We start from the raw sequence: 12,948 nt of genomic DNA on the forward strand, positions 1-12,948 counted from the left end.
CTCCAAACTCAGGCCATCCCGCTCTTTAATCTCCAAAACCTTCCGACGAAAATCTATTGAATAGGCCATCTGTTTTGTGTGGTTCAGTATGGTGTCATTTTATAGTGCTTCAGCTATATCACTCCAGAATTCATCAGCTTCGGCCTCCGTCCTTATTTCAATTTCCAGCCCCTCCTCACCGGGAGAAAAGTAAGGATTCACTTCGGCGGGAGTTTTTTTTCAGCTCAGAAATCACAGTGTTCCTTGAGATATCAAAATGCCTGCTTATATCTATGACACCGGAACTGCTGAGAGTCTGCTGCTCGATCTGATCTTTCACACCGGGTTTCCAGGCGTTGTACGTATACTGCTGCTGAAAACTTTTTTCGCACTCATTACGGCGGCAACGCTGTGTCCCGTTTTCACTGCGACCGTTTTTCACCAGGTCAACGGCACCGCAATGACGACACGTTATCTCGATATATTTCATAATGACGGAACAATTCCGGGAAGAAAATAACGGTCAACGGATTTGAGCCACCACCAGCTTTTGATAGGGTAAAACACTAACGAGTTTGTTTTTGACACTATTTCCGCACCACCAGCTTTTTTTTCACCCCCACCGCCTTTTCAATCTGCTTTTCCCGCAGCATGATGGCCTCGGTCTGCTGCCAAGCAGGGATGTCAAGCGCACCGATTTTACTGGAAGGCGCGGGCTGCACTAATTCCCGCGTGACGGCGAGCTGCTTGCGCATGATGTCGTCCTGGCCGTCTTTTTCCAAGTGCTTGACTGCGGCCAGCACAGATGCCTCGTTGGCTGGATTCATCGCCGCTTCCCAGCCTTGCAGCAGGGCGGCGAGAAATTTTTCCACGAGCTGTGGCTGGTCGTGCAGCATTTTTTTCGAGGTGATGACTGAATTGGCGACAAAATTCACTCCGAACTTGGCTGGATCAAGAAAACGCACCTGCTCGCCCGCCTGCGCCATTTTGTCTTGCAGCAAAACACCCTGCGTGTTGCGATAAACCGGCCAGACATCCACCTTGCCGGTGAGGAACGGGCTGAAATCAAACCGCACGCCAGTCAACTTGACATCTTTTTTCGCAATGCCCGCCTGAGCAAGCAAGGTGTTCATCACCGTTTCATCGTTGCCGCCAAAAGTGATGCCAATGCTTCTGCCTTTGAGGTCGGCGAGTGTCTTGATTTCCGGCTGATTAGCCCGATATATCCACTGCATCGGGCTGATTTGGAAAATTTGCGCCAGCACAACCAATTTCGCCCCTTTCTCCAAGGCGCGGATGACCTGATCAGCGGAAGCGCAGCCAAAATCAGCCCGGCCCAGCTCCAGCTCGCTGATGGCGTTTTTCTCCGGGCTGCCCTCTTTCACGTTCACCTTCAGGCCAGCCTTGGCGAAAAAGCCGCCGCTGTCCGCGTAGATGTCCCCGGCCACGCTGGTGTTAAAGAGCCATTTCAGCCGGTAGTTCAGCTCGGTCGGCTCGGCCTGCGCTGTGACTGCGAAAAAGAGCAGAAATGCTGCCGCGATGATTGCGCTGACTTTTTTATTCATGAGATTTGTCTCCTATGCGCCGGACCAAGCGCGGGTGAGCCGCGCTCCGATGGTTTCAAGCACGCCTTGATACAGGGAAATGACGATGCCGATCAGAAACAGGGCGGTGAGGATTTTCGCCATGTCGCTTTGATATAAGGCAGTTCTGATACAGTACCCAATGCCTGCTTCGGCGGCAATGAATTCCGCGACGATAGTTCCGGCAAGGGCCAAGGACGCGCTGCCGGAGATGACGGTGCTCAGTTTGCTCAGGTTTTCAAAAGCGCGGATTTTCACTTCCAGCAGCCAAGTCATCCGGCCTGTGGCCCGGTAGAACTGCTCGATGTCCTCGACCGGCGCGGCCATGATGCCGAGCACCGAGAGGAGGAGCGGGAAGTAGCAGATCATGGAGGCGATGAGCAGGCGGGAGAGAAAGCCGTCGCCAAGGAGGATGAAGATGATCGGTGCCAGGGCGACAATGGGGTAGGACTGGATGCTGTAGGCGGCGGCTCTGATCAGCGAGCCGAGCCATGAGGATTTGCGGCCCGCGATGCCCACGGCAAAGGCGAGGGCGATGGAAATGAACTGGCCGAGCACGGTCACGGCCAAGGTGCTGAATACGGCGGCCACATAGTCTTTCACCACTTGCCCTGCGGTGACAACAAGCAGATGAATGTCCGGCAGGACGTAATTGGACAGGCCAAAAAAATATTTCAGGCCGAGCAGAAAAGCCAAGCCGAGGCAGTAGATGAAGAAAAATTGGCCGAGCTTTCTAACAAGCATTCATGATCTCCAGCATGACGGCATCAAGTTTGCTTTTGTCGAGGACATAATGCTGGCGGCAGTCTAATCCGTGCAGCACCCGGCAGCCGGAACCATCCAGCAGAACGACTATCTCTTTGCAAAATTTCGCCACTTCCAGCAGATTATGTGAGATGCAAAGGAACATTTTGTCTGAAAAGCACTGCTTGATATGAAGAATGATGGTCTCGCGCAGCTTCTCATCCACATTGGCAAGGCTTTCGTCCATGATCAGCAGGTCGAAATCCTGCAAAAGATAGCGGAGCAGATTGATTCGGTTGCGCTGGCCCAAGGAAAGCTGGGAAAATTTGGCCTGCATGAGATTACGCAGGCCGAAAACTTCAATCAAATCATGCCGCAGTTCTTTCTTGCCCGGCGGAGCAACCGCGTCCAAGTGCTGCGTAAGCGTCGCCCAGCCCGGCAGCCTTTCCAAATTGCAGGAATACAGAATACTGCTGATGCCTTCTGTTGTGATTTCTCCTTCAGATGCGGCAATGCTGCCCGCGATGATCTTAGCCAAGGAAGTTTTTCCCGCGCCGGAAGGCCCGAAGACCGCGTTGAAGCCCGGCTCATGCAGAGCAAAGCAGAGATTGTTCAGCACGTTGGCGGAGCTGTCCGGGTAAGTGAAGCGCAGCTCCTTGCATTCCAGCAGCATGATGTTTCCTGAGAAAAATTGATCCATCTGCCCATCTTCCAACTGCAACAGGCAGCTCTTCATTAGGAGCAAGCAATCTGCGGCAGTCTTTTCCCTTCACAGAACTCTGCGCTCAAGCAATTTTTGATATCCATTCAAGAAAAAATCGCTATAGATGAAGAAAAAATGACAGAGCTTTCTAACAAGTATTCAGTGCTCCAGTAGAATTTCTTTCAGTCACTTGTTACATATCCTTATCTGCGCCGACGGCATAATGCGGAATTCTGTCCGGAGCAATATCCTCGCCTCCTGGCCAGCATAAACCACACAGAGGATCAACAGCTACCTTCTGAAAATAGATGAAATTCTTCAGCCGCCAGAAAGATTCGCGGGTTGTGAGCAGATGAGTGATATCCAGTTCCATCTCTTCATCATCTTCCATGAGCACATGCAGCCGATAGCCATGATCCGGCTCGACTCTGACCGCTTTTCTCCAAGGAATTTTACTTGCTGAGATCATTCCACGCCTCCATCAATTCCTCCTTGTTCGCCAGAATGAAGTCTATGATCTTTTTTTCCTGTTTGCATCCGCAAAAATGCCCTCCCGGACTGGCAGGAAACACCCCGCGCCTATCTCGAAGTATATTTTTTGGACTTTCACATCTCTTTTTTCTGTCTGGAAATAGGCGGCGGCTATTTTCTCATAGTCCGCGCCTATGAGAAAATAGGAAAAGTAGATGAGCAGATATAAAAAATATACTTTCTGGGGGCTGTGGAGGGGAAGAAAGACTATCTTGACCGACCAATTTCTGGCCGAGTAGCCTCTGATTACAGGAAGGGGAGAAATTATAAAGAAAAGGCTGTTGCTATTCGCATATCTCATTAACAACAGTTAATATTTCTTGTATTAATTCTGTGCACATGATATAGCGTTCTTGCGTCCAAATATCATCCGTCCAAGAATATGGGATTATATGAAACGGAAGAACTACGCTCTTGTCAGCAATAGCTTTTAAAGCATCAGGGAAAATTTGATTATACGAATTTATTGTTTCTGATGAAAATATTTGATCAAAAATATTTTCATTCAACCGCTTTATGCAGTTTTTGATTTTATCATATCTGTACTTTTCAATACTTGATGTAGAAAATAGGAAATGCAGAAAAGATAATATATCTGACATTAGTCTATTTCTGTGCTCAACAGGAGTATCTTTTAGCACCTGAAGTATTTTTTCTGTTTCCGCAGGAGATGAATCTTCTAATAAAATTGTCTCGGAATAAAATTGATCGATATCAATATTTTTTCTTATAACATCGCCTGATATTGATGTATATGGCAATATTTCATATTTACCAAGGCGATATTGAGGGAAATAAATATTGCTACTCTCTATAGAATCATCATTATGATGCTCTGTTTTAATAAACTTATTAAAATGAGCATGATTTTCTTTAAAAGGCTCGTCAAACTTAATCTCGCTGTAAGGTGCTATTTTTAAATAATTGTTATATTTTCTCTGGGCGAAATATTGGGCGAAATAATAAATAAAAATTTCTTCCTCAAATGTGCTGAATAAATTTGATAAAGTTCTTAGAACCGCAAGCTCATCTCTAAGTGATGTCTCTAAAGCATTGCCAAATTCATCAAAATTAAGCAAAACTTGCAAATATTCAGGAATATCTTGCAAATCTTTTTTGCCTAATACGTTGAATTGTTTTCCTATTATTGTCCTAATTTTGCTGTCCTGCCCATATAGTGCTCTCTCGCCCCATAAAACTTTCGCAAGTTCACGATATTTTGTAGTTGCTTGTAATATACTTGTTTTTTTGATATAACTATCATTTTCGCCATAATCTGTAATTCCAAAAGTAGTATAATTCAAGTTTAAAGCCCTGTATAACCTTTTTCTTTTATCAATACACACGCGAAGTTTATCTAAAAATGTTTTATTGTTGTCAAATTTTTGACTGATAGATCTATTGTATTTCACCCAAGAAATATCAGCCAATAATATCTCTATTGTTTTCAGTCCGAGTGCTTTTGTAAGCCTTACAGACCTTCCAAGTTCAGCTAATACTAAAATTGTATCTGATTCTGGTGATAATCCATGACAAACGAGAGATTTATCAATCTTTCCATCCTTAATTATGTCAACAAGATTTTTAGTTCTTACCTTGTATGAGAAAGAGAATGCTTCAGAGTAAGATTTCATCAATTGATTAGGCGTAGCATCTGTTTGTTTTTGTTTTCTCGCATCTCCCCATGCTAAAAAATACATTTTAGAAATCAATCCCTCTGGGATGGCGACAGCTAAAGCATAAAGAGAGTCATTTAACTCTGACTTCATGTCAACCCCAAGACATGATCTCGTTAATCTTTCATGGTATTGCTCGTTTTTTCTTCTGTTGATACGGGCAGGATCAGCCTCTTTCCCTTTTAACGCTCTTTCAATCTCTTCACGAAATCTTCCTTGAGCCGTTTCAATAGCTTCATGGAACATTTTATTCATTTTTGATCCTTTTAGCGTAGTTTTTAAGGAAGATCGGCCATCTCTGCCTATTAGGCAGCAGTCAAACTAAATTTAAAATATTATGTCGCTAAACTCAACAGAAAAAATAATTAAGTTTATATAGATAGGGGGCGATGCCACCCCCGTTTTTTACTGTTCTTGCGAAGAAGTCAGAAAACGAGCTTTATTGATTAAGGAATTTGCTGATCTTCGCTGAGAAACTTGGCGATTACAGGATGAAAAATCTATCCTATCTAAATAGATAGCTCAATTATGCTCCCTTGTCTTATAAAACACGATCTCCGGGAACAGCTCGCCGACATGCTTCAGCCGCCACTGGCCGTCGGCAAGAAAGGCGAGATGCCCTTCCGCGTCAAAGGCTAAATTGGCCTGATTCTTGGCCTCAAACACCTTCAGCTTCTTTGGATCATCGCAGCCCACCCAGCGGGCCAAATGCCAGTTGGTGCCCTCGATCACCGCGTCCACGCCGTACTCATCCTTCAGCCGCGCCATCGTCACCTCAAACTGGAGCACGCCCACCGCGCCGAGGATGTAGTCATTGCCGATGACCGGGCGGAAAACTTGCACCGCGCCTTCTTCCGCCATCTGCACCAAGCCCTTGCCTAACTGCTTGGTCTTGAGAGGATTCTTCAGCAGCACGCGGCGGAAATGCTCCGGCGCGAAGTTAGGGATGCCGGTGAACTTGAGCGGCTCGCGGTCGGTGAAGGTGTCGCCGATTTTGATCGTGCCGTGGTTGTGAATGCCGATGATGTCGCCGGGATAGGCCTCGTCCACATGGCTGCGCTCCTGGGCCATGAAGACAGTGGCATTGCTGAGGTTGATCTCCTTGCCGATACGGTGGTGCTTCACCTTCATGCCCCGCGTGAACTTGCCGGAGCAGATGCGGAAAAAGGCGATGCGGTCGCGGTGGGCCGGATCCATGTTGGCCTGAATCTTGAAGGTGAAACCGGAGAAGGCTTCCTCGTTCGGCGCGACCATGCGGCTGACAGTCTGACGCGGGCTGGGCGGCGGTGCCAGCTCAACGAAATTATCCAACAGCTCGCGCACGCCAAAGTTGTTGATCGCGCTGCCGAAGAAGACCGGAGTCTGGCCCGCCTTCAGGTACTGCTCATGCTCAAAGGCATTTGCCGCGCCGTGCAGCAGCTCCACGTCCTCGCGCAGACGGTCGGCATCGCGGCCCAGCAGCTCGTCCAAGCGGGGATCATCCAGTCCCTTGACCACCACCCGGTCTTCCGGGCGGGTGTCGCGGCTGGGCGTGAAGAGATTCAGCTCGTTGCGGCGCAGGTCGTACACGCCCTTGAAGCCCTTGCCCATGCCGATCGGCCACGAAAGCGGCGCGCACTCGATCTGTAATTTATCCTCAATATCCGAGAGGATGTCGAAGGGGTCGAGGCCGTCGCGGTCGAGCTTGTTGATGAAGGTGATGATCGGCGTGTTGCGCATCCGGCAGACCTCCATCAGCTTGGTGGTCTGCGCCTCCACGCCCTTGGCCGAGTCAATCACCATCAGGGCGGAGTCAACCGCCGTGAGGACGCGGTAGGTGTCTTCCGAGAAGTCCTGGTGGCCGGGCGTGTCCAAGAGGTTGATTTCAAAGTCGCGGTAGTTGAATTTCATCACCGAGGTGGTGACTGATATGCCGCGCTCCTGCTCAATCGCCATCCAGTCGCTGGTGGCGTGGCGGGCCGTCTTGCGCGACTTGACCGCGCCGGCCATGTTGATCGCCCCGCCGAAGAGGAGGAGTTTTTCGGTCAAGGTGGTCTTGCCTGCGTCCGGGTGGCTGATGATGCCGAAGGTGCGGCGTTTCTGGATTTCCTGCTGCAATGCGCTGCTCATGGATGCTGCCTTCCTGTTGAGGTTGAAAAGGTGTTGCGGCAGCTTATCAGGAAGGCGGGGGGAGGAAAATAAAAATCTCGCCGCAGGAGCAAGCGCGCTTGCCGCCATGCAGGTTTTACGCAAAATGCTCTGAAGCAGCATCGTGCAGCATCATGACACGATGCTGCACGATGATTTATTCACCAATCTCGCCCAACCAGAAATCGTGCAGCTTGGCAGTCAGTTTTCCCTGCTCATCCCGGTAATCCACCACCAAGCCCATCGTTCCTCTGCCAGAATTGCTTTTTTGGTTGGCGAGGTAATATTCCTGCCCGTCAATTGGCGAATAATCCGCCTTGCCGAGCAGCGATTCCACCGCAGCGCGGGGCAGTTCCGTTTTCAGATAACGGCGGCAGAGCAGCTCCAGACTGGCATAATCTTTATGCTGCTTGTAGCTGCGGCTCGCATCGTCCAGACTCTGCTCCCGCGCTCCGCTCAGGAAAAGAATGGCGGCGAACAGGAGCGGCAGCATCTTGAAAAAATTATGGTTCAGCAAAGCCGTAACCCCACGCTTTGAGCTGGACGATGAATTGGTCGAGGTCTCTGGCGGTGCCGCTTTTGACGTGCATCAGCACATTCAGCACAGGCTTGCTCCGCTGCGCCTTGAGCTGCCGCTGAATTTCAGTCAGTTTGTTTTGGCCGATGCCCTCCGGGGCCTTCCAGTCTTCGGTGTCAACATCCCAGTTCACAATCCGCAGCGGGATGCTGTCTGCCGCCGCCTTCAGCTCAGGATCGTAGTTGGACGGCCAACCGCCCGCTCCGAAAGGAGGCCGTATTTTGGTCGCTGTCACTCCGGCAGCCTTGCGGATACTTTCCTGCGTCCGCCGCAGTTCAGCAAGCACGGTTGCTTTCGGCAGCTTCGACAAATCAGGATGGCTGTAGGAATGATTTTGCAAGCGATGTCCCTGTTCAACAATCCGTTTTGTCGCTGCCGGACTGCTGTCCACTTCTGAACCAAGCACATAAAATTCCGCTTTGATGCCATGTGCTTTCAAGGTGCTGAGAATGGAATTGAGCGCGCTTTCCGGCTGCGGGCCATCATCAAAGGAAAGGAGGAGCAGTTTTTTTTGGATTGGCTGGCCCGCACGCTCAAGCAGCTTGCTCCATGTCGTGCCGCCGACATCAATCCGTCCATCAGGATGCGGCAGGAAAGATCGCTGAAAATCACGAATCGCCTGAATTAAATCGGCGGTGCATTGATCACTTTCCTGCAATGGAGCCGGGAGAAATGTATTAAACAGGGAACGAACTTGGCGCACATCCTCAGGGCGGTTCCCACCGTTTTCGCCCACTGAATCATGAATGACAGGCATTGTTCACCTCGCTTGCTGGGGTTTGACAGCGTTTTGTGCAACGGGTATCAACTCAGCATAGCTGATCCGCCTGGAAAGCTGAAACATTTTTTTGCTGCCGGGCAGACTCAGTTGATCAGCTCAATCATGTCCTTGAGATGGCAAAGCATGAACCGCCAGCAAAAATCGGCGGATAATCAGGCTGGTCTTGCCTGCACGCTCTTTTGCTGGTATAAAATATTGTCCACCTTTTTTTGCAGATGCCACAGACAGCCACCGCCGAGAAAATGATCCTCACGAAAACATGCAGCATTTTCCCTTCTGTCTTTTTTCTGCTCACCTCCTGCGCCCAGACTCAAACCCTCCGTCTCGACATTGCCGCTGATCAGGCGGCAGGCGGCGGTGTGGTTTTGGTTGAAGGATATTATCAACACACAGACAGCTTTTCCGAAGGCATCGGCGAGGTGGATTCAACCGCGATCGTGGCTGCCCACAACCGCTGGCGGACAGAGACCGGTGTGCCGGAACTCACGTGGTCGGAATCGCTGGCGGACGTTGCGCGGAACTGGGCGGAGCAGTTAAGCAGCAGCGGGTGCAGGCTGCAGCACAGCGGCGGCGGCTATGGCGAGAACATTTACAAAGTCAGCCCAGTGGTTTGGTCCAATGGCCACCGGGAGATTCAAAACAGAAGTCCGCGTCAGATTGTGGACGGCTGGGCTGCTGAACGCCAAGACTATGATTATGAAAATAATACCTGCAATGGCATCTGCGGCCATTACACGCAGTTAGTCTGGCGGGACAGCACGGAAGTGGGCTGCGCCGCCGCGCTCTGTCCTGACAAATCTCAGATATGGGTCTGCAATTACGCGCCTGTCGGCAATGTGGATGGACAGAAACCGTATTGATGGTTCATGACCTCTCAGGAAAATCCGGCGGAGCTACTGCCAGATCACGCTGCTTGCCGACGTTGCCGCTTGAACCCTGTCCCCAACACAAACACTTCGCGGCTTTCCACGCGGGAGCTTTGCGGTTTGATCACTTTGACCTCAGCGAAATGCGCTTTGCATTCCTCGACAAAGACTGGGAAATCCTCGCCTTGAAAGACTTTGCAGTAGAAACTGCCGTTCTCATGCAGAAGCAGCCCGGCAATTTCCAAAGCCCGGCGCACTAAACGCAGCGATTGCTGATGATCAGCAAAGCGGCTGCCGGTGGTGGAAGGGGCCATGTCGCTGATCAGCACATGAAATCCGGGCCATTGCTTGCGTAGATCGGCAATCAGCTCGTCGGCATAAACATCATGGCAAAGCCAATGAATTTCGGCATGATCTTTCGGTGTTGGAATTTCGGTGAATTGAATGTCCACGCCGACAACTGCGCCACCTTCGCCGATAATCTTCGCAGCATACAGGCTCCAGCTTCCCGGATGACAGCCTAAGTCCAATACCCGCTGCTTACGCTTGAGGAATTTGTGCTTGTTCTGCGCCTCTTCCAGCTTGTAAACAGAGCGGGCCGGATAGTTTTCCTTCTTTGCCTTATGAAAATAAAAATCTTGTTCTTTACGCATGAGATGGCTTTAGAAGTTATTAAATGATAAAATTCTACCCGCTTGAAAAATAACAAGTGAGTCAGACTGATTTAAGAGTTAATTAAGATAATTCAAGCGAATGGTGAAATGGCAGCAGCACGATGTGCCGCGATTTACGATTGTCTTGGAATAATAATCATGAGAATTCAATCGAGCACTACCTGCTAATCGCTGAGAAATAATCTATATGTGAATTCAACTCCTTAAATAATTTCTCTTTAAGAAAGCAAATATCAACATTGTCTAATTCCTCCTCTTTAGCTATCTGTATAAATTTTCTCATTCTTGAGATTTCATCTTCATTTGATCTGTCAATATCGACCTGTTGAGTTATAATTAATTGCAAAAACTGTCTGTCGATGAATAGTCGATTGTCATTTTCATGATCACTATTCATCTCTTTGAAAAGTTTTTCCTTTAGAATAATTATGTCTTCTTGGTAAAAATCTTCTTCTTTGGCTATATTTAGTAATTTTCTTATGCCATCAATCTTTACGTTTTTATGTTTAGACAGATATGAATTCTTAGTTCTTTGTATCTCATCATGCACCTTTTGCATTGCTTCAGGCCACGGAAGATTGTAGAAATTCTCCATCAGTCCAATATCCAAGGCAATAATAACTTGTTTTAAGTTAAACGGATGGAATGTTCGGTCACTGTTTATCACTTCATCCACATTCTTTCTGCGAAGAGCGATTTCATGCAAGGAATAATACGACTCGTAGATACCTCCTTGCTTGTATATCCGTTCATGCAATCGTTGAATATGTTCACTTAAAATTTGACTAAGCTGAATATCGGCATATACTTCTGTTATTTTAATCCCTGATGAAGAGCATCTTGACTCGATATCTTTTTCTAGAAAATCTTTGACCTTTTTGTCTCAGAATCGCTATTCCGATGCTCCCGGATATACGATTCAAAATCATCCTTTGAATCCCCAGGTCTTCTGATTAAATATTCACTTGTAACGCTGAAAAAATATTTTCTTGCTTCGTTGATCACGGCACGTTGAAACATTGCCATTGGATCATCAGCACTTAACCAGAATTCCTGTACATCTTTAATCTGATAAGTTATATCAAGAGCCGCATTGATCGTGTGCCAGTCTCCTAATTGATACCCTCCATTTGGGGATGGTATGCTTAATAACTTCGGCTTAATTTTTATAAATACAAAAAGATATTGGCCTAACTCGTTCGTTTTCAGGCCATTTTCGGTTTCTGGTTTCTCTTGGGTTAAAATATCAATTATGCTTGGATAAATTCCTTTGAAATTCATTACAAGAACATGATGTTCGTTATCTGCCTTTGGCAAATTTGGCAGCACTGTTTTTAGGCCACACCATTTACGTTCAACCTTATACTCCTTAAATGTAAGGAGTTGTTCTTGGAAAGTTTTCGTTTTTTTATGCGTTGCGATATATTCCATTATTATTAAAATTCTCTCTCTTTGAGAGAGCGTATTCGCATCATCCTGCCGATTCGCATTTGATACAAGAGCTTTCCTGACTTGACTGTAACCGATTGAGATAATATCAATCGGGATCATAGACGCAACTCTGACGCTTTGGTCAGATGTGGCAACCATGCCGACAATCTTATCTATCTCCTCATCAAAAACAGGCCCACCGCTGAATCCTTTTTGAACTGCGTATCCTGTTAAACTTGCAGACTCTAACTGCACCAATCCATGTTCCCGTTTCTTTCTTATGATGCCATAAGCCCAGACACCTCTTTCCGCATCTTTTGGAAAGCCATATACACTGAACAAATGATGCTATATTTTTCCAGAAGACATCATCGCAGACTGAACACCTTCTGGCAGCTCACCATTTATATGAAGAAGTGCAATGTCTTTTTTAATATCCCATCCTTTGGCAAAAACAGTTGCTGATAACTTATCTTGCGTCAGGAATGGGAATGAAAGAGAAATAGCATCATTAGGAGCATCGGCAGGGGTTGATTGCAATCCAAGAGCCTCTCGGACAACATGGGTGCAAGTTGCTATATCTTTCGACCCAATTAGAAAACCTGCGCCTATAATTTGCTCGCTATAATTGTATATCCACGCAAACGAATCAGCAAATTTCCAATTTTGCTGACTCATTTCTTCCACTTCAAGGTGACTTTCAGATTAACCTCGCCATCAAGGCTTGATATAACCGCTGCGCCAACTTTTGCACCAAGTTTAATGCCAAACTCCACATCTATCTCATCAGGACACTTTGGTGAATTCTTCAAACTGTCTATCTGCTTGATAATGACCTCAGTTGCCTCCCGTGCTGTCTCCATTGCCTCCTGAAACGGCACTTTAACCTTATCCTTGATAAAATCGCCCATCCGGGATGCTTCGCTTTCTCCACGCCTCGGTTCATCAGAGCATCGCTCTTCAACAAAAATCGACTTGCCGTTTTCTAACGAAAATTCTACCAGTTGTCTGCTCATATCCGTTTCTCCTTCGGGATGTTTCGCCCTGTATTACTTTAAAAAACCTCTTTTTTCAACGGAAAAAATTGTGCGCTCGCAATCGCCGCGCGGGCATTTCCCTGCCGCTTGACACCGGCCCGGCCCGCCGTTATACTTTAGCCTACATGCTGGCATGAAGGCGATGGAGTTCGCCGCAACCGCCGGTTGCCCTGCAACTGCGCTGATGACTCCTGCAAGAGGTGGTGAAGGATGTACCCCTCTGTGCAGCCGTTGTCACG

General features: G+C 47.9%; 17 protein-coding genes and 1 riboswitch. Of the genes, 2 read left to right on the top strand and 15 right to left on the bottom strand.

Annotated elements, in window-relative coordinates; genetic code table 11:
* Positions 1-175 precede the first annotated feature (175 nt).
* Entirely contained in the window at positions 176-319 is a 144-nt protein-coding gene (locus ACNKH6_RS07920; protein ID WP_417915060.1) for a hypothetical protein, read from the bottom strand.
* Here ACNKH6_RS07920 and ACNKH6_RS07925 point away from each other — a divergent pair.
* Positions 257-499 carry a hypothetical protein gene (locus ACNKH6_RS07925; RefSeq protein WP_417915062.1) on the top strand — a complete coding sequence of 81 codons (243 nt, stop codon included), beginning with the start codon at positions 257-259 and terminating at the stop codon, positions 497-499. The two genes, ACNKH6_RS07920 and ACNKH6_RS07925, sit on opposite strands and share 63 nt — an antisense overlap.
* Positions 500-566: 67 nt before the next feature.
* Here the strand turns inward: ACNKH6_RS07925 and ACNKH6_RS07930 are convergent, their stop codons facing one another.
* The 9 genes from ACNKH6_RS07930 to ACNKH6_RS07970 all read right to left on the bottom strand — a co-directional run bounded on the left by ACNKH6_RS07930 (position 567) and on the right by ACNKH6_RS07970 (position 8,923).
* Entirely contained in the window at positions 567-1,544 is a 978-nt protein-coding gene (locus ACNKH6_RS07930) for an ABC transporter substrate-binding protein (RefSeq protein ID WP_417915012.1), read from the bottom strand.
* A gap of 12 nt (positions 1,545-1,556) precedes the next feature.
* The gene (locus tag ACNKH6_RS07935) at positions 1,557-2,306 is read right to left on the bottom strand and encodes an ABC transporter permease (protein WP_417915013.1); all 750 of its coding nucleotides are present in this window, start codon (positions 2,304-2,306) and stop codon (positions 1,557-1,559) included.
* Positions 2,296-2,979, bottom strand: coding sequence for an ATP-binding cassette domain-containing protein (locus ACNKH6_RS07940; RefSeq protein ID WP_417915014.1), 684 nt, complete (start codon positions 2,977-2,979; stop codon positions 2,296-2,298). The genes ACNKH6_RS07935 and ACNKH6_RS07940 overlap by 11 nt, the downstream gene beginning before the upstream one ends.
* A 223-nt stretch (positions 2,980-3,202) precedes the next feature.
* On the bottom strand, positions 3,203-3,478 hold the full coding sequence (locus tag ACNKH6_RS07945; RefSeq protein WP_417915015.1) for a DUF2442 domain-containing protein: 276 nt from the start codon (positions 3,476-3,478) through the stop codon (positions 3,203-3,205).
* A 346-nt stretch (positions 3,479-3,824) separates the two neighbouring features.
* A complete protein-coding gene (locus ACNKH6_RS07950; protein ID WP_417915016.1) occupies positions 3,825-5,471 on the bottom strand; it encodes a hypothetical protein in 1,647 nt (548 codons plus the stop codon).
* 267 nt (positions 5,472-5,738) lie between these two features.
* On the bottom strand, positions 5,739-7,325 hold the full coding sequence (locus ACNKH6_RS07955) for a peptide chain release factor 3 (RefSeq protein WP_417915017.1): 1,587 nt from the start codon (positions 7,323-7,325) through the stop codon (positions 5,739-5,741).
* Between the two features lie 175 nt (positions 7,326-7,500).
* Positions 7,501-7,860, bottom strand: coding sequence for a hypothetical protein (locus ACNKH6_RS07960; RefSeq protein ID WP_417915018.1), 360 nt, complete (start codon positions 7,858-7,860; stop codon positions 7,501-7,503).
* Positions 7,847-8,677 (bottom strand): polysaccharide deacetylase family protein, encoded by an 831-nt coding sequence (locus tag ACNKH6_RS07965; protein WP_417915019.1) that lies wholly within the window; start codon positions 8,675-8,677, stop codon positions 7,847-7,849. The genes ACNKH6_RS07960 and ACNKH6_RS07965 overlap by 14 nt, the downstream gene beginning before the upstream one ends.
* Positions 8,678-8,797: 120 nt before the next feature.
* The gene (locus tag ACNKH6_RS07970; RefSeq protein ID WP_417915020.1) at positions 8,798-8,923 is read right to left on the bottom strand and encodes a hypothetical protein; all 126 of its coding nucleotides are present in this window, start codon (positions 8,921-8,923) and stop codon (positions 8,798-8,800) included.
* Positions 8,924-8,943: 20 nt separating this feature from the next.
* On the opposite strand from ACNKH6_RS07970, the gene ACNKH6_RS07975 reads away from it, so the two are divergent.
* Complete coding sequence (locus tag ACNKH6_RS07975) at positions 8,944-9,561, top strand: CAP domain-containing protein (RefSeq protein WP_417915021.1); 618 nt, start codon at positions 8,944-8,946, stop codon at positions 9,559-9,561.
* Between the two features lie 44 nt (positions 9,562-9,605).
* Here ACNKH6_RS07975 and ACNKH6_RS07980 read toward each other — a convergent pair whose 3' ends face one another.
* The 5 genes from ACNKH6_RS07980 to ACNKH6_RS08000 all read right to left on the bottom strand — a co-directional run bounded on the left by ACNKH6_RS07980 (position 9,606) and on the right by ACNKH6_RS08000 (position 12,688).
* Positions 9,606-10,220: an SAM-dependent methyltransferase gene (locus ACNKH6_RS07980; RefSeq protein WP_417915022.1), complete on the bottom strand. Its 615-nt coding sequence runs from the start codon at positions 10,218-10,220 to the stop codon at positions 9,606-9,608.
* Between the two features lie 178 nt (positions 10,221-10,398).
* The gene (locus tag ACNKH6_RS07985; protein ID WP_417915023.1) at positions 10,399-10,917 is read right to left on the bottom strand and encodes a hypothetical protein; all 519 of its coding nucleotides are present in this window, start codon (positions 10,915-10,917) and stop codon (positions 10,399-10,401) included.
* 182 nt (positions 10,918-11,099) lie between these two features.
* Complete coding sequence (locus tag ACNKH6_RS07990; protein ID WP_417915024.1) at positions 11,100-12,014, bottom strand: hypothetical protein; 915 nt, start codon at positions 12,012-12,014, stop codon at positions 11,100-11,102.
* Between the two features lie 6 nt (positions 12,015-12,020).
* On the bottom strand, positions 12,021-12,350 hold the full coding sequence (locus ACNKH6_RS07995; protein ID WP_417915025.1) for a hypothetical protein: 330 nt from the start codon (positions 12,348-12,350) through the stop codon (positions 12,021-12,023).
* Entirely contained in the window at positions 12,347-12,688 is a 342-nt protein-coding gene (locus ACNKH6_RS08000) for a CU044_2847 family protein (RefSeq protein ID WP_417915026.1), read from the bottom strand. The genes ACNKH6_RS07995 and ACNKH6_RS08000 overlap by 4 nt, the downstream gene beginning before the upstream one ends.
* A 150-nt stretch (positions 12,689-12,838) precedes the next feature.
* A riboswitch (Fluoride riboswitch) is annotated at positions 12,839-12,910 on the top strand.
* Positions 12,911-12,948 lie beyond the last annotated feature (38 nt).

Source organism: Candidatus Electronema sp. JM, assembly GCF_048287415.1.
Classification (GTDB): Bacteria; Desulfobacterota; Desulfobulbia; order Desulfobulbales; family Desulfobulbaceae; genus Electronema.

Coding starts and splice junctions, on each gene's coding strand:
- ACNKH6_RS07995 (WP_417915025.1), bottom strand. CDS start 12,350: ATGAGTCAGCAAAATTGGAAATTTGCTGATTCGTTTGCGTGGATATAC.
- ACNKH6_RS08000 (WP_417915026.1), bottom strand. CDS start 12,688: ATGAGCAGACAACTGGTAGAATTTTCGTTAGAAAACGGCAAGTCGATT.
- ACNKH6_RS07965 (WP_417915019.1), bottom strand. CDS start 8,677: ATGCCTGTCATTCATGATTCAGTGGGCGAAAACGGTGGGAACCGCCCT.
- ACNKH6_RS07940 (WP_417915014.1), bottom strand. CDS start 2,979: ATGCTGCTGGAATGCAAGGAGCTGCGCTTCACTTACCCGGACAGCTCC.
- ACNKH6_RS07925 (WP_417915062.1), top strand. CDS start 257: ATGCCTGCTTATATCTATGACACCGGAACTGCTGAGAGTCTGCTGCTC.
- ACNKH6_RS07945 (WP_417915015.1), bottom strand. CDS start 3,478: ATGATCTCAGCAAGTAAAATTCCTTGGAGAAAAGCGGTCAGAGTCGAG.
- ACNKH6_RS07935 (WP_417915013.1), bottom strand. CDS start 2,306: ATGCTTGTTAGAAAGCTCGGCCAATTTTTCTTCATCTACTGCCTCGGC.
- ACNKH6_RS07955 (WP_417915017.1), bottom strand. CDS start 7,325: ATGAGCAGCGCATTGCAGCAGGAAATCCAGAAACGCCGCACCTTCGGC.
- ACNKH6_RS07930 (WP_417915012.1), bottom strand. CDS start 1,544: ATGAATAAAAAAGTCAGCGCAATCATCGCGGCAGCATTTCTGCTCTTT.
- ACNKH6_RS07980 (WP_417915022.1), bottom strand. CDS start 10,220: ATGCGTAAAGAACAAGATTTTTATTTTCATAAGGCAAAGAAGGAAAAC.
- ACNKH6_RS07975 (WP_417915021.1), top strand. CDS start 8,944: ATGATCCTCACGAAAACATGCAGCATTTTCCCTTCTGTCTTTTTTCTG.
- ACNKH6_RS07950 (WP_417915016.1), bottom strand. CDS start 5,471: ATGAATAAAATGTTCCATGAAGCTATTGAAACGGCTCAAGGAAGATTT.